Consider the following 14,898-nt stretch of genomic DNA (forward strand, 5'->3'; position numbering starts at 1 on the left):
ATCCTTTCTTTTTATTCCTGAAAGATTTAAAAGGCGAAATGTTCCCGTGTCTTTTCCAGCTGACTCAGTGGGGTTAGTCACTCCGCAAAAGTTCCAATTTGAAGAACCCTTACATCTTGAATGTGGCCGTGTTTTACCGCGCTTTGAGTTAATGGTTGAAACTTACGGCACTTTAAATGCAGATAAATCAAATGCGATTTTAATCTGCCATGCCCTTTCCGGACATCATCATGCAGCGGGTTATCACCATGAAGATGATAAAAAAGCTGGATGGTGGGATAGCTGTATTGGCCCGGGCAAGGCAATCGACACAAATAAATTTTTTGTAGTTGCGCTTAATAATATTGGCGGATGTAGTGGATCAACCGGTCCAACTTCACCAAATCCTGAAAATGACAATCGTCCCTATGGTCCAGATTTCCCGTTAGTAACGGTCCGTGACTGGGTCAAAACTCAAGCCATGCTTTCTGACCGCTTAGGAATAAGTGTCTGGTATGCGGTGGTCGGTGGTTCTTTGGGTGGCATGCAGGCATTACAATGGTCGGTAGACTACCCTGACCGTTTACAAAAATGTGTCGTTATTGCCAGTGCGCCAAAGCTTTCAGCACAAAATATTGCGTTTAACGAAGTGGCACGTCAGTCCATCTTGTCCGACCCGGACTTCCATCATGGCCGTTATTTGGAAAATGATAGCTATCCGAAGCGTGGTCTAATTTTGGCTCGTATGGTTGGTCATATTACCTATCTTTCTGAAGAAGCCATGAAACAAAAATTTGGTCGTGATTTAAAATCCGGCAAGTTTATGTACGGTTTTGATGTCGAGTTTCAGGTCGAAAGTTATCTCCGTTATCAAGGTGAACAGTTTAGTCGTAACTTTGATGCCAATACTTATCTCATTATGACCAAAGCTTTGGATTATTTTGATCCATCGCGTGAATACGGACACTCGCTTACAGAAGCGATGAGTAAAACCAAATGCCAGTTCCTGATTGTCTCATTCACCACTGACTGGCGTTTTGCACCAAGCCGCTCACAAGAAATTGTAGATGCTCTCATTACCAATCATAAACCGGTAAGTTATCTTGATATTGATGCTGAACAAGGTCATGACTCGTTCTTATTCCCGATTCCACTGTATGTCAAAACACTGCGCGCTTTCTTAGGCGGTGAAGAACATTTAAAATCGACTTCACTGGAGGCAAGCTAATGCGTATTGATCAACAACTAGCAGAAAAGTGGATTAAACCCGGCTCTAGCGTACTCGATTTAGGGTGTGGTGACGGTGAATTACTCGCTCATATGAGCCAAAAGCATCAAATTCGTGCTTATGGTTTAGAAATTGATCAAGAAAAGATTGCAATTGCCGTCAGTCGCGGGTTAAATATTATTCAACAAGATTTGAATCTCGGTTTAAGCCGTTTTGCCGACCAGTCTTTTGACTATGTGGTTATGGCACAGGCTTTGCAAGCCGTAGATGCACCCGATGTTTTATTAAGAGACATGGTGCGTGTGGGTAAACAGGCCATTATCACTTTTCCAAACTTTGCACACTGGAAGACTCGCTCTTTTCTAGCATTAAAAGGGATGATGCCTGTATCGGATGCTCTACCATATATGTGGTATAACACCCCCAACATTCATTTATGTACGTTTAAAGATTTCGAAGCACTATGTGCAGAAAATCAAATACAAATTATTAATCGACTCGCCGTCAATGGAAACCAGCAGGGAAGCCTGTTAAGCAAACATGTTCCGAATTTGTTTGGTGAAGTCGCTATTTATCGAGTGAGTGCACTATGAAAAAGACATTATTTAGCACACTAATTGCAGGACTGCTAAGTATGCAGGCTCATGCAGATTATATCGCCCAGCCACAATCGGTTGCGAGCCAAGCTGCGCGCTTCTCCACAATGGGGATTCATGACCTTCAAAAAGCGGCTCAAGCTGGTCAAGCTGGAGCACAGTTTTATCTTGGTACACGTTATCAATACGGCAAAGATGTAGCAAAAGACGATAAACAAGCATTTGCATGGTTTAAAGCTGCTGCTGATCAAGGTCTTTCACCTGCGCAATTAAATGTTGGCCGTATGTATGCAGATGGTATTGGCGTTAAGAAAGACGAAGCTATGGCTCGTAAATATTTCGAAAAAGCGGCAAGTAACGGCGATAACCGTGCAAGCTACAACCTTGCGATGATGGAAGAGCAAAAGAAAAACTACGTAGGTGCTTACCAGTGGTATGAACTTTCAACTCGTGATGGCATGCTCGACAATAAAGTGATTAGCTTATCTGAAGGTAAAAAGACGGCTCTTGCTGCAAACTTAACTCAAGAGCAAATCCGTATGGCACGTGACCGCGCGGATAAATGGATTCAAGCACAATAATAATCCAGCTTATACTTACTCGACTAAAACCACCTTATATCACCTATAAGGTGGTTTTAGTTTTTTAAGCTTCTAATTTTATATTCTATTTGTTTTGCTCTATATCCCCTTTCAAAAAACACGTAACATAGCTCACGTTCAATATTGGTTATAAAGTTTGGTTATCTTATGTCTACCCCACATTGGTTTGATCAGGGCTCTTTAGTCCTTGCAAGTAACAACAAAGGTAAAGTCGCAGAGTTTGAAAAACTTTTTGAACAGCTTAAGTTGCCTGTAGAAATTATTCCTCAGGGTCGCCTAAATATTCCCGATGCCATTGAAGACGGCTTAAGCTTTATTGAAAATGCCATTATTAAAGCGCGTCATGCTTCTAAGATTTCAGGGAAACCTGCTATGGCTGATGACTCCGGTATTTGTGTTCCGGTTTTAGGGGGTGCACCTGGTATTTATTCAGCACGTTATGCTGGAGAACATGGTGACGATGCAGCGAATAATGCCAAATTATTAAATGACCTTTTGCCATTTCGTAAAAATGGTGAAGCGATTGAAGGTATGTTTGTGTGCGTACTTGCTTTAGTGACTCATGCGGAAGATCCATTGCCACAAATTTTCCAAGGCATCTGGCATGGTGAAATTTTAGAAGCGCCACGTGGTGAAAATGGTTTTGGTTATGACCCACTGTTCTGGTTGCCAGAGCTTCAAGTTTCTAGTGCTGAGTTGTCTAAAGAAGATAAGAATAAGATTAGTCATCGTGGGCAAGCGATGCAGTTATTTAGAGAGAGCTTGCAGAAGTAGGCTGATCACACGGCCAAACTATACAGCGTTAAAACAGATTAAACTTTGTATAGGCGAACCTTACTTTTCAAAGATGAAAAGTAAGCAAAAATCTTTTGTTAGACTGATGGCACTTCCCTGTGCCACAGTCTAACTGGCGGCATCCATGCCGCCTTCGCACCAGCAAGTGCAGGAAACTTATAATTAAATAATTAATTAGACGAACAAGTGTAAAAATACTGCATAAATCGCAATACACACACAACTCACAATCGTCCCTGAAGCGATATAAGCAGCAGATCTACCCGTCCCTTGATAATGAGTTTCTAGAGCTACAATATTGGCTGCTGGCGGCAGACAGAACATTAAAAACATTACTCCAATTTGCTGATTTATATTTGGAATCGGTAAAAATCTATAACTTAATCCACAAAGTACAAATCCACAGGCCACTTTAAATGCTTGAGCTTTTGTACTGTAAATTAAATCTTTTGTATAAACTCTGGTACGGCGCAGCCACATTCCAAGCACACACATACCTGCAAAAGTCATTGCAAATTTAGCAACCTCATAAACCCAATGTATAGCAGGGCTTTCGATATGTTGGGCCCCTAAAAGTCTGAGCACAACAGCACAAAATATCGATATACAAGGCGGAGAAGTTAAAACCTTTTTTAATATATTGAGCTTACTTTGTGGTGCCGTAGTAACGGCAGTCACAGCCCAAGCATTGCCAAAAAGCGACATTCCAATATATAAAGCAACAATTGGAGCAGTTGCTTCAGGACCGAATAAAGCCATAGCGAAAGGAAAACCAAGCCACCCCATGTTGGTATAACTTACGCAAAGCGCCAATAAGCGGTCTTTAAATAAAGCCAAATAAGCAAAGAAAATAATGAACGCCGAACCAAAACTAAAAAGCATTAAGCTCAAGCTTCCCGATTGATAAAAGACCATGTTGTAAATAATCACAATCGGAATCAGGAGTCGTGCAAGCCAAGCTGAGAGAATAGGTTTTACGGTTTCTGAAATGGAGGTCTGAGCAAGTAGAAGTCCTGTGATAAATGCCAATACAGGCAGTAATAATGCCACGCTCTCTCCTCTCGCTCGTCAAAATCAGCTTGTTATGCTACACCTTTTGGTTTTGAAATGTATGATCTATTTCAAGTAAATTCGTCTAAGAACGAAGCTCAATAAAATTTATAAATCCTCCCAAAAAAATATCTTTAAAAATCTAGTCGTAAGTGTCTACTTATAAATATTGTCTTAAAAATGAAATATAAGTGTCACATTCCTGTCATGGCAACCTGTTGATATAAAGCGAACTAAAAAGAGGTATAAAATCATGGCTGGTTTATCTATTTGGCATGTCGTTATTTTCGCAATTGTCGTTATTTTATTGTTCGGTACATCTAAGCTAAAAAATATCGGTAAAGATGTAGGCGGTGCAGTAAGAGATTTTAAAAAGTCAGTTCGTGAAGAAGACGAAGCTGCATCTTTAAATAGCCCTCGTACAATTGATGCACAAGTTAAAACATCTGAAAGCACATCAGTGAAAAGCTAAAGGTTTGACCCATGCTTGATGTAGGAATGACAGAGTTACTCTGTTTTGCAATTATTGCAATTTTAGTTTTAGGTCCAGAGAAGCTTCCGGAAGCTGCACGCTTTGCAGGTCGCTGGTATGTTCGACTAAAACGCTATATTACGAATCTGCAAAACGAGATTGATCAGGAGCTACGTCTGTCTGAGTTCCGCAAAGAAATGCAAGAGGAACTTAACCGCATTGAAGCATTAGAACGTAAAGTACAACAACAGCTTGAAGAAATACAAAAACAGCAGGTTTCAGAAACTTTAGAAGCAACTGAAACAGCTAAAACAACACAAAAGCCTATTCGGAAATGTACTCCTATATCGGGCCATTACAAAGTGCCGTATCTGACTAAAGTTACGCCTTTGGCTCCTCAAACTGATATTTCAGAAACATCTCCTGTTGAATTGAAGATTGCCGTATGAACCAACTGCCTTCAACCGCTGTAAATAGTCAAGAAAACCTAGACCAAATGCCAATCATGAATCATTTGGTGGTTTTAAGACGTCATTTATTTAGGATTGTAGGGGTAACATTATTCTTATTTTTTTGTTTATTGCCCTTTCGAAATCATACTTATCAATTATTATCTGAGCCTCTAAGGTTACAACTTCCTGCCTCATCTTCCATGATTGCAACGGATGTTACAGCAACCTTTATGGCGCCATTTAAACTTAATTTATTTGTTGCGCTCATGTTGGCAATGCCATTTATTCTTTATGAAATATGGTCTTTTGTTCGCCCGGCGCTTTATCAAAAAGAGCGTCATTTAGCGCTGCCGTTACTGATTGGTAGTATTATTTTATTTTATGCAGGTGTCGCTTTTGCTTATTACATTACCCTGCCTGCCATATTACATTTCTTTATTAGCGTTTCACCTGAAACAGTAGCACCAATGACCGACATTAATAGTTATTTAAGCTTCTGCTTAAAGCTATTTTTAGTGTTTGGTGTCACTTTTGAAATTCCTATCGCGACCTTGCTACTCATTTTGATTGGTGTGGTAAATACGCAAAGCCTTGCTGAAAAAAGACGTTTTATTATTGTAGGATGTTTCTTTGTAGCGATGTTCATTACCCCACCCGATGCGATTTCGATGGTGATGCTAGCAATTCCAATGTGGCTACTTTTCGAAATAGGCTTACTCTTCGGCAAAATTCTTGAAAAGAGAAAAACCCATTCTGCTGAATAAAAATAATATAAAAAAGCCTGAACTTCTAAGTTCAGGCTTTTTTTATGTAGAACGCTTTTTAATCTACAAAGCAATAAACTGTCTTCAAAGTGACTTAAAAATGTAAGAAAAGTGTCATTTTCAATCCATAGAATCGACTCAACAAATATACACACAAAAGTTACGGATTTATTATGACCACTGCTTCTAACCACCCAACACGTCGCGATATTTTAAAATGGTTTACGGGGATCCCTTTTCTTCCATTAGGTGCGATGGCTACGGCAGCAACGTTAGCAGGTTGTAACGATAGCGATAACGACTCATCTATTGTCACTCCGTCAAAGCCAATTAACTTTAAGAATGCAACGTTCACTTCAATGCCAGCTCCTTCAACGGTAGCAGATATTGCCACAACAGCATGTGCATCAAAACTTGCTATTTCATGGGAAGACGGCAGCAAAACAGAATATCAACTCGCTTACAAACCATTCTTCTTAACAGGTACAGAAGTGCCTGATGGTAAAGGAGGAAAAGTCATCGCGGGTGGTTATTACGATATTAATAATAAGCCAATTATTGATAAATCAGTTGCAGGTAAAGAACGTCAATTCTTCTCTGACTGCCCAGATGGTAGTTCTCTCATTAGTTTCAAACAAGCAACAGGCAAAGATTTCACAGATGCTGACAAGAAAGCATTAGGTGTAACCGGTAACCCAGTGTTCCATGTGGTTCAATTTGAATATCTATCAAAAGACCAAAATGGTGGTGATACTTACGGTAAATTATCATCTCCGATTGCTGTCTTAACTTTAGATCAAGATCCAAAGACAGGTCACTTAACTTTAATTAAATACCATAACGTTGATACTTCAAGTGCACATGGGCTATGGATTACTTGTGGTGCAAGTTTATCTCCATGGGGAACTCATCTTTCTAGTGAAGAATACGAACCAGATGCTTTTGACCAAAAATTAGGTCAATCACTTTCAACACTTAAAGCCTTCAGTAAAAATATATATGGCGATGAAAACATTGCCAATCCATATAACTATGGCCACTTGCCAGAAATTACCGTAAATGCAGATGGTACTGGTCGCGTTACAAAGCACTATTGTTTAGGCCGTATTTCACACGAACTTGTACAGGTTTTCCCTGATAACCGCACTGTGTTAATGGGTGATGACTATACCAACGGTGGACTATTTATGTTCGTTGCAGATAAGGAGAAAGATTTATCTGCAGGTACACTCTACGTTGCAAAATATACAACGATACTTAGTGATACAACGACTGGTCAGATTTCTTGGATCAGACTTGGTCATGCAACAAGTGCCGAGATTGAAAACCTCATCAAGAGCGGCATTAAAGGAACTGATATTTTTGAGTCAGTTCTACAAATTGCTAAATATCCAAGCGACGCAACAACAGCAGAGAAAGAGGCTATTGATGCAGGCGACAAAGGTACTCCTGAGCAACAAGCTTTAGCCAAAGCTGCAAAAGAGCGTTTAAAACTACAACAAGCTGCCCAAAAAGCAGAATTAGAAGCTCAAGGTTTTAAATTTACTTATTTAAGTAAAACTGGCGTATATCTCAAGCTTAAAGATAATAGCGACAGAACTAAACTTGCAGCGGCTTTCCTTGAAACACACCGTTATGCTGCTTACATGGGTGCTTCAATGGCATTGACCAAAAACGAAGGCACAACAGTCAATATTGCAGATAAAAAAGCTTATTCAGCTTTAGCTAATATTGTCGATTCAATGGTTGAAGGTGGTAGCGGTTATCTTGCTGAGCACAACGTTAAATTCCCGAAAATCACTGCTGGTGGTATTTTGGAGCACACATTAACTGGTAGCCAGAAAGACAGCTCAAATGTTGCAATCAATAGTGAGTGGGTACCTAGCCAATCTAACCTTCTCATTAAAGGTAAAGATATTAGCTTTGACAGCTTAGGGAACACCGCTGACCCAGAGCAAATTGCTAGCCCTGATAACTTGAAGTTCTCAGAAAAACTTCGCACTTTATTTATCGGTGAAGACTCTGGTAACCACTTAAATAACTTCTTATGGGCTTATAACGTTGATACCAAACAGCTCATCCGTATTTTATCTACACCGGCAGGTGCTGAATCGACGGGTCTACATGCAGTCGACGAGGTAAACGGGTGGACTTACATCATGAGTAACTTCCAGCATCCTGGAGACGAATGGAACCGTTTCTATAAAGAAAAAGATGGTGTTCGTACTGGTATTAGCGCAGATTTACTTGCTCAAATTGATACTGCAATTAATACAAATTACAGTAATAAATTTGCAGCAGCAGTTGGCTATATCACTGCCGACCCAATTGCACCATCTGTTGTGAAGAAATAATTTCTTTCAACACTATAAAAGAGGCCTGCTTTATGCAGGTTTCTTTTATTTTTAAAGTTTCATTAAAAAATAAAATTCCTTCAACCTTTCACTAAACGGTCAAATATTTCATTAACTTATCATCAAAACGTCAAGGCCTCGTCACATTCACAAACTAAGCTCATGAAGACTTTTAGAACAATCTCTTTATTTACTTAGGAATTTCCCATGACAGAGCTGACGCCATATCATGAAGACCAAGAATTGGATAATAATACTTCTGACAATATCCACTTTCGTGACATTTTAGAACAACACATCAGTCGTCGTAGTTTAATCACCAAAGCAGCAAGCGGTGCAGTAGCACTGACTTTAGCTTCTACTTTAACAGGCTGTAATGATAACGATGATGACTCTGGCTCTAATAATGGTGGAACCACACCTGTAGACCCAAATAAAAAACCGGAAAAACTCACATTTACGCCTGTAGCTAAAAATTTAAATGATATTGTGACTGTACCGGAAGGTTATGAAGCCAATGTTATCTACGCTTTAGGTGACTCAATCAATCCAAGAGTTGGAGATTGGGACGACAATAATATTCCATCTGGCCCAAGCTTCCAGTTTCGCTCTGGCGACTGCCATGACGGCATGCATTATTTTGGCTTAAACACATCAACAAACCGCTTTGACGAGACTGTGTCAGCACAAGGTTTGTTGGTGATGAATCACGAATATATTAATCAGACCTTCCTTCATCCCAAAGGTCCTACAAAAGTGGATGGACGTCGCCCTGAAGATGAAGTCATTCGTGAAACCAATGCACATGGGGTTTCTGTAATTCATATTAAAAAAGATCCAACCACTCAAAAAGTAGAGATTGTTAAAAACTCTATTTTTAATCGTCGTATTACAGCTTCTACAGTTATGGAGTTTGCAGGTGCTGCAGCGGGTTCAAGCCTGCTTGCAACTCGCTTCTCACCTGCTGGACGTCAAACACGTGGCACTCATAATAACTGCGGTAACGGTTATACACCTTGGGGCACTTATTTAACCACTGAAGAAAACTTTATTGGTTATTTCCAACGTTCGGGTAGCGATGAATATGCACGTACAGATGCAGAAAAAATTGCATTAAAACGTTATGGTTTAGGCGTTAAAAAAGATGAACCTTATCTGTATGAGAAAGATGAAAAAGGTGCACCTAAAAAAGATAAAGATGGCAAGATCATTTACTTAAAAGATAAAAATGGTGAGTTAATCCCTAACGTTGATGAACAAGGGCGACAAATTTATTTAGGCACAAGTTCGCGTTACGGCTGGGAAACAGCAATTGGTCAAGTAGAGTCACAAGACTTGTATGATCGCTGGAATGCCGATGTAAAAGCAGCTCAAGCTACCCAAGATTACCGAAATGGGCCAAATACATTTGGCTGGATGGTTGAGATTGATCCATTTGATGGACGCCAAAATCCGGTTAAACGTACTTCATTAGGCCGTTTCGCACATGAAGACAGTGCTTGCCGTGCCGTAGTAGGTCAACCATTAGCATTTTATATGGGTGATGACTCTCGTGGTGAGTACATTTATAAATTTGTTTCAACCGCTGTGTGGGACACCAAAGATATAAACGGTGGTTATACAGCTGGCGACAAATACATGAATGCAGGCAAATTGTATGTTGCTAAGTTTAATAACGATGGTTCAGGTCAATGGATTGAACTTGCTTATGGCAAAAATGGCTTAAATGAAAGCAACACCACCTACCCGTTTAAGTCACAGGCAGACGTTGTTACATTTGCACGCTTAGCAGCAGATTCTGTAGGCGCTACAAAAATGGACCGCCCAGAATGGTGTACGATCAATCCATTAAATGGTGAAATTTATGTCACACTCACCAATAACTCAAATCGTGGTAAAGACTATGCAACTGATGCAGCTAACCCACGCAACTATACAGACCTATATGCAGGCACAAAAGAACAAAAAGGAAACGTAAACGGTCATATTATCCGTTTTAAAGAAACGGATGACAAAACGACTGCTGAAACCTTCAAATGGGATATCTACCTATTTGGCGCAGAAGCATCAATGGCTTCAAACATCAACTTATCCGGCTTAACAGATAACAATGATTTTTCATCTCCGGATGGTATGTGGTTTGACCCACGTGGCGTTCTCTGGATTGAAACCGATGACGGCGCTTACACTGATGTTACTAACTGTATGATGCTTGCAGCTCTGCCGGGTCAAATCGGTGATGGTAGTACAGCAACAACTTCAAATGGTCAGCAGACCATAACAGGTGCCAAAGTTACAGACGCAACATTACGTCGTTTCTTAGTCGGACCAAAGCAATGTGAAATTACTGGTATTGCCATGACTCCTGACTACAAAGCAATTTTCATTAATGTTCAGCACCCTGGTGAAGATTCACCAAGTTACGCGAAACCAGAAAGTAACTGGCCTGCCACACAAAAAGACCCAAGCAATAAAACTGCGCGCCCACGCTCAGCAACTGTTGTGATTACTCGTAAAGATGGCGGCATTATTGCCGGTTAATTGATTTACCAAAAAAATGCCGATCACTTGATCGGCATTTTTCTAACGGTTTAAAAGCACCTGTTGCTGCACAATTTGACCACTATGTTCACCTTGATGGGTCTTTTCCAACCATATCCATTCATTATTAGTCATTCTTAAAAAATTCGAACACCGTGTTCCATATACGGGGCTTTGAATAAAAGTCGATGACAATAATTCTTCCATTTCCGGCTGAATGCCCGTGTTTGGCAACAATGCTGTGGTGACCTTACGCTCATCTTCTAAAATATTCCACGCTGCATGCTGCAAGCTTAACTCTTCTGTTTTGTGCTGATGCATAGGCAAAAACTCTTGCGTAAAACGTGTGCGTAAATGTCTGGTTTTTTCCCAGTGATCGGACATTAATCCATTCGAAACCACATATACGCCGTTGGCTAATACTTGAGGAGCCTCACCGCGGTTACTCATATAGACCGCCTGATCAGCAGTTCCTATAAACAGGTTAAAACCAGCAAAGTTCTGTTGCTGTTGTTCTAATTGCTGAGCAAAGCGAATCGGTAACAAATCAGACTCTAAAAAAGCCTGAACCAAATGACCACGAGAGGTCTCATATTGTTTTTTATCACGTCCATCACGGAAATTGGTTAACACAGCCCATCGGCCCTGCGGCGTAACACCCATCCAAGTGCCACCCGACTGTAAGTCTTGCCCTGCAATGATTGGCGTATGTTCCCATTGATGCAACAATGCGGTTGGTCGATGATAAAATTCATCACGATTTGAAATCAGACACAAGGGCATATCATCCAGAACATGCCATGCTAAAGCCACAATACACATTGATTCTTGTTCCCTATGTTTACACATTGAATGTACAACATTTTTCACATCATTCCGCTACAATCTGTCAAAACGTAAGATCAAGGAGCAGCAATGCTGACCTATCCTAATATCGATCCGGTCGCAATACATCTAGGACCTCTTCAAGTCCATTGGTATGGACTCATGTATTTATTGGCATTTTTATGTGCTTGGGGGCTTGCTTCCTACCGTGCCAAACAGCGTGATGGCTGGACATCGGACATGGTTTCCGATCTGGTGTTTTACGGTGCCTTAGGTGTTGTACTCGGCGGACGTATCGGCTATGTGCTTTTCTATGAGTTTGATAAATTCCTTGAAAACCCAATCTGGTTATTCCAAGTCTGGACAGGTGGTATGAGCTTCCACGGCGGCTTCTTAGGCGTCATGATCGCAATGCTATTCTGGTGTAAAAAATATCAAAAAACATGGTTCCAGACACTCGACTTTATTGCCCCTTGTGTACCGACAGGCTTAATGTTCGGACGTATTGGTAACTTTATTGGCGGAGAGTTATATGGCCGTGCGGTCACAGATCCAAATTATCCATTCGGAATGATTTTCCCAACCGATCCATTACATTTGGTTCGCCACCCATCACAAATCTATCAAGCACTTTGCGAAGGGCTATTACTCTTTATTATTTTGTGGTGGTTTAGTTCAAAACCACGCCCACGTATGGCTGTATCTGCCCTATTTTTAATGGGTTATGGTGTTGCACGCTTTGTGATGGAATTCTTCCGTCAACCGGATGCCGACCAAGGTTTCATCTTGTTTGGCTGGATGACGAAAGGACAAATCCTCACCGTTCCAATGCTACTGATAGGCCTTTGGATGATGTGGTATGCCTACCAAAAGAAAATTTATGACTGGGGCCCTCAAAAGAACAGTTAACATCTAAATCAGAGGAGTTTCGGCTCCTCTTTTTTATGCTACAGTTTTTATCTCCCAAGAAAGAAGATTCGCCATGCTGGAATTCTGGTTTAATACGCAAGTCCCCACTTTTAAAAAATTAATCATTTTAATTATTACCCTCTTAATCTGTATTGGGTTATATCAATATCAACCATTGCCTTTAGATACCATTTTAATGTTTACAGGAACTGGGGTTATTTTTTTAATCTGCCGTTACTTTAAATTGCATTTTGCTCAAAGTAACCCGACTGGTTTACTTTACCGCCTATTTACGTGGGTTCCTATCGCTCTTTTATTTGCACTTATCTTTGTAAAAACCATGCCTAACTTATTGATCTGGGGCGTTCAAGGAATCGCATTTATGGCGCTTGCTGCTTTTATTTTTTCACCACAATCGTTATTTAACAAATAGGCTCATTTTTATGTTGGCTTATTGGTATAACGCACCGCGTCACATCAAACTCATCTTCATTATTGTCGTTTGTGCTGCAATTTATGCAGCCAATCAAGTCCAACCTTTATCGCCGACTTACACTGTTCTTAGTCTCGTGTTAGGGTCCGGGCTTCACTTCGGGCAATATTTACAAACAAAAATTCCAGAGCACAGTTCATATAAACTTAAGCTCCAGTTTCTGCTTAGAATTTACCCTCTCATTATTGTAGCTATTATAATGTGGTTACTGCCCCCTCAACACAATTGGATCGCAACACTACAAGCTTTAGGCTTTGTACTGGTTGGATTTTTTCTTGTTTCGATTTATCAAAATCGGGCCAAACGTTTTTAAACAGTAAATGTAGCTCTCTTTCCTACCTATCGTTAAAGCATGCTATTATCTTCCACGGTTTATTAATCCATGAACCGTCTCCCCTTTTATTTTATGGAAATTAATCCGAACTCGAGAGTGTTATGCGTGCATATTTAGACCTTCTACAACATATCCTTGATAATGGCGGTGACAAAGGCGACCGTACAGGCACAGGAACCCGTTCTGTATTTGGTCATCAAATGCGTTTTGATCTCTCTAAGGGTTTTCCTTTACTCACCACAAAAAAAGTTCACTTTCGTTCTATCGTGATTGAGTTACTTTGGTTCTTAAAAGGCGATACTAACGTTAAGTACTTACAAGACAATAAAGTCACCATTTGGGATGAATGGGCAACAGCAGAACAAACTGCCCGTTTCGGCCGCCCAGAACATGAGCTTGGCCCAGTTTATGGCCATCAATGGCGTAATTTCGGCGCAACCAAAAATGCCGATGGTACTTATAACCAAGATGGTTTTGACCAAATTAAATGGTTAATTAATGAAATTAAAACCAACCCAAATTCACGCCGTTTAATTGTCTCTGGCTGGAACCCAAATGAGGCTGGACAAGTTGCTTTACCGCCTTGCCATACGCTCTTCCAATTCTTCGTACAAGACAACAAGTTGTCATGCCAGCTTTATCAACGTAGTGCTGACGTATTCTTAGGCGTACCATTTAATATTGCCAGCTATGCCCTACTCACCCATATGATTGCTCAAGTGTGTGACTTAGGTGTTGGTGATTTTGTTTGGACAGGTGGCGATACGCATCTTTATGCCAACCATTTTGAGCAGGCAAAACTACAATTGACGCGTGAGCCATTACCACTTTGCCAATTAAAACTTAATCCAGAAGTTAAAGATATTTTTGACTTCAAATTTGAAGATATCGAGATTGTAGGTTACGAGTCACATCCGGCAATTAAAGCACCAGTTGCAGTATAACGACGGCTTAAATTTCATTAGATTACGGTTTAGAGAATAAGATTATGGCATGGCAAAATGTAGAAGTTGTCCACGTTGTCGCAATGGACAAAAATCACTGTATTGGTAAAGGCAATGCGTTGCCATGGCATATCTCTGCCGATTTAAAACATTTTAAAGAAATCACACAAGGTGGTGTGGTGATCATGGGCCGCAAAACGCTTGAGTCTATGGGTCGTGCTCTACCGAACCGTGTGAACTGGGTGATTACCCGTGACATTAACTGGCATTTTGACGGCGTAAAAATTGCGTATTCAATTGAAGATGCTTTAAATGCTGCTTTAGAAGATGCCAAAAACACCGAAAAGCAAGCTTTATTCATTATTGGTGGTGGTGAAATCTTTAAGCAAACCTTGACAATTGCAGACCGTCTTGAGCTCACTCATGTTGACTTAGATGTACAAGGTGATGCACATTATCCAACAATACCGAGTGAATTTCACAAAACTGCAAGCGAACAGCAAGTAGATGAAAAATCAGGAACTTCATTCGAATTTGCCACTTATAAAAAATAATTTTCT

General features: G+C 40.4%; 16 protein-coding genes. 14 read left to right on the top strand and 2 right to left on the bottom strand.

All coding sequences use genetic code 11. The annotated features are described in order from the left end of the window. The first annotated feature begins 46 nt into the window (after positions 1–46). The 4 genes from RFX69_RS04430 (at position 47) to rdgB (ending at position 3,179) form a co-directional block, all read left to right on the top strand. On the top strand, positions 47–1,207 hold the full coding sequence (locus tag RFX69_RS04430) for a homoserine O-acetyltransferase (protein WP_000009640.1): 1,161 nt from the start codon (positions 47–49) through the stop codon (positions 1,205–1,207). Beyond that, complete coding sequence (gene metW, locus RFX69_RS04435) at positions 1,207–1,800, top strand: methionine biosynthesis protein MetW (RefSeq protein WP_001217230.1); 594 nt, start codon at positions 1,207–1,209, stop codon at positions 1,798–1,800. The genes RFX69_RS04430 and metW overlap by 1 nt, the downstream gene beginning before the upstream one ends. Beyond that, positions 1,797–2,384 (top strand): tetratricopeptide repeat protein, encoded by a 588-nt coding sequence (locus RFX69_RS04440; RefSeq protein ID WP_000751692.1) that lies wholly within the window; start codon positions 1,797–1,799, stop codon positions 2,382–2,384. Before metW ends, RFX69_RS04440 begins: the two co-directional genes overlap by 4 nt. Before the next feature lie 168 nt (positions 2,385–2,552). Then, positions 2,553–3,179, top strand: coding sequence for an RdgB/HAM1 family non-canonical purine NTP pyrophosphatase (rdgB, locus tag RFX69_RS04445; protein WP_000106715.1), 627 nt, complete (start codon positions 2,553–2,555; stop codon positions 3,177–3,179). Between the two features lie 195 nt (positions 3,180–3,374). Here rdgB and RFX69_RS04450 read toward each other — a convergent pair whose 3' ends face one another. After that, positions 3,375–4,250, bottom strand: coding sequence for an AEC family transporter (locus RFX69_RS04450; RefSeq protein WP_001196405.1), 876 nt, complete (start codon positions 4,248–4,250; stop codon positions 3,375–3,377). A gap of 253 nt (positions 4,251–4,503) precedes the next feature. Here RFX69_RS04450 and RFX69_RS04455 point away from each other — a divergent pair, with 253 nt between their 5' ends. The 5 genes from RFX69_RS04455 (at position 4,504) to RFX69_RS04475 (ending at position 10,833) form a co-directional block, all read left to right on the top strand. Then, positions 4,504–4,722, top strand: coding sequence for a Sec-independent protein translocase subunit TatA (locus RFX69_RS04455; protein WP_000908081.1), 219 nt, complete (start codon positions 4,504–4,506; stop codon positions 4,720–4,722). An 11-nt stretch (positions 4,723–4,733) separates the two neighbouring features. Continuing rightward, the gene (tatB, locus tag RFX69_RS04460; protein ID WP_057066284.1) at positions 4,734–5,171 is read left to right on the top strand and encodes a Sec-independent protein translocase protein TatB; all 438 of its coding nucleotides are present in this window, start codon (positions 4,734–4,736) and stop codon (positions 5,169–5,171) included. Next, positions 5,168–5,938 carry a twin-arginine translocase subunit TatC gene (tatC, locus tag RFX69_RS04465; RefSeq protein ID WP_001072722.1) on the top strand — a complete coding sequence of 257 codons (771 nt, stop codon included), beginning with the start codon at positions 5,168–5,170 and terminating at the stop codon, positions 5,936–5,938. The genes tatB and tatC overlap by 4 nt, the downstream gene beginning before the upstream one ends. Positions 5,939–6,111: 173 nt before the next feature. Next, on the top strand, positions 6,112–8,292 hold the full coding sequence (locus RFX69_RS04470; RefSeq protein ID WP_272344423.1) for a PhoX family phosphatase: 2,181 nt from the start codon (positions 6,112–6,114) through the stop codon (positions 8,290–8,292). 207 nt (positions 8,293–8,499) lie between these two features. Further along, the gene (locus RFX69_RS04475) at positions 8,500–10,833 is read left to right on the top strand and encodes a PhoX family phosphatase (RefSeq protein WP_289332610.1); all 2,334 of its coding nucleotides are present in this window, start codon (positions 8,500–8,502) and stop codon (positions 10,831–10,833) included. Between the two features lie 42 nt (positions 10,834–10,875). Here the strand turns inward: RFX69_RS04475 and RFX69_RS04480 are convergent, their stop codons facing one another. Next, positions 10,876–11,655, bottom strand: coding sequence for an NRDE family protein (locus tag RFX69_RS04480; RefSeq protein WP_289332649.1), 780 nt, complete (start codon positions 11,653–11,655; stop codon positions 10,876–10,878). A 93-nt stretch (positions 11,656–11,748) separates the two neighbouring features. Here RFX69_RS04480 and lgt point away from each other — a divergent pair, with 93 nt between their 5' ends. From lgt to RFX69_RS04505, 5 genes are all read left to right on the top strand, one after another. Next, on the top strand, positions 11,749–12,567 hold the full coding sequence (gene lgt, locus RFX69_RS04485) for a prolipoprotein diacylglyceryl transferase (protein WP_000959084.1): 819 nt from the start codon (positions 11,749–11,751) through the stop codon (positions 12,565–12,567). Positions 12,568–12,640: 73 nt separating this feature from the next. Beyond that, the gene (locus tag RFX69_RS04490; protein ID WP_000889270.1) at positions 12,641–13,000 is read left to right on the top strand and encodes a hypothetical protein; all 360 of its coding nucleotides are present in this window, start codon (positions 12,641–12,643) and stop codon (positions 12,998–13,000) included. A 10-nt stretch (positions 13,001–13,010) separates the two neighbouring features. Beyond that, positions 13,011–13,373, top strand: a complete 363-nt coding sequence (locus tag RFX69_RS04495; protein ID WP_238970759.1) for a hypothetical protein — start codon at positions 13,011–13,013, stop codon at positions 13,371–13,373. 122 nt (positions 13,374–13,495) lie between these two features. Beyond that, complete coding sequence (gene thyA / locus RFX69_RS04500; RefSeq protein ID WP_002053494.1) at positions 13,496–14,338, top strand: thymidylate synthase; 843 nt, start codon at positions 13,496–13,498, stop codon at positions 14,336–14,338. Positions 14,339–14,382: 44 nt separating this feature from the next. Beyond that, on the top strand, positions 14,383–14,892 hold the full coding sequence (locus tag RFX69_RS04505) for a dihydrofolate reductase (RefSeq protein WP_000312550.1): 510 nt from the start codon (positions 14,383–14,385) through the stop codon (positions 14,890–14,892). Positions 14,893–14,898: the final 6 nt, after the last annotated feature.

Origin of the sequence: Acinetobacter sp. 148 (assembly GCF_031196675.1) — a bacterium.
GTDB lineage: Bacteria > Pseudomonadota > Gammaproteobacteria > Pseudomonadales > Moraxellaceae > Acinetobacter > Acinetobacter baumannii.

Coding starts and splice junctions, on each gene's coding strand:
- metW (WP_001217230.1), top strand. CDS start 1,207: ATGCGTATTGATCAACAACTAGCAGAAAAGTGGATTAAACCCGGCTCT.
- RFX69_RS04440 (WP_000751692.1), top strand. CDS start 1,797: ATGAAAAAGACATTATTTAGCACACTAATTGCAGGACTGCTAAGTATG.
- rdgB (WP_000106715.1), top strand. CDS start 2,553: ATGTCTACCCCACATTGGTTTGATCAGGGCTCTTTAGTCCTTGCAAGT.
- RFX69_RS04455 (WP_000908081.1), top strand. CDS start 4,504: ATGGCTGGTTTATCTATTTGGCATGTCGTTATTTTCGCAATTGTCGTT.
- tatB (WP_057066284.1), top strand. CDS start 4,734: ATGCTTGATGTAGGAATGACAGAGTTACTCTGTTTTGCAATTATTGCA.
- tatC (WP_001072722.1), top strand. CDS start 5,168: ATGAACCAACTGCCTTCAACCGCTGTAAATAGTCAAGAAAACCTAGAC.
- RFX69_RS04470 (WP_272344423.1), top strand. CDS start 6,112: ATGACCACTGCTTCTAACCACCCAACACGTCGCGATATTTTAAAATGG.
- RFX69_RS04475 (WP_289332610.1), top strand. CDS start 8,500: ATGACAGAGCTGACGCCATATCATGAAGACCAAGAATTGGATAATAAT.
- RFX69_RS04480 (WP_289332649.1), bottom strand. CDS start 11,655: ATGTGTATTGTGGCTTTAGCATGGCATGTTCTGGATGATATGCCCTTG.
- lgt (WP_000959084.1), top strand. CDS start 11,749: ATGCTGACCTATCCTAATATCGATCCGGTCGCAATACATCTAGGACCT.
- RFX69_RS04490 (WP_000889270.1), top strand. CDS start 12,641: ATGCTGGAATTCTGGTTTAATACGCAAGTCCCCACTTTTAAAAAATTA.
- RFX69_RS04495 (WP_238970759.1), top strand. CDS start 13,011: ATGTTGGCTTATTGGTATAACGCACCGCGTCACATCAAACTCATCTTC.
- thyA (WP_002053494.1), top strand. CDS start 13,496: ATGCGTGCATATTTAGACCTTCTACAACATATCCTTGATAATGGCGGT.
- RFX69_RS04505 (WP_000312550.1), top strand. CDS start 14,383: ATGGCATGGCAAAATGTAGAAGTTGTCCACGTTGTCGCAATGGACAAA.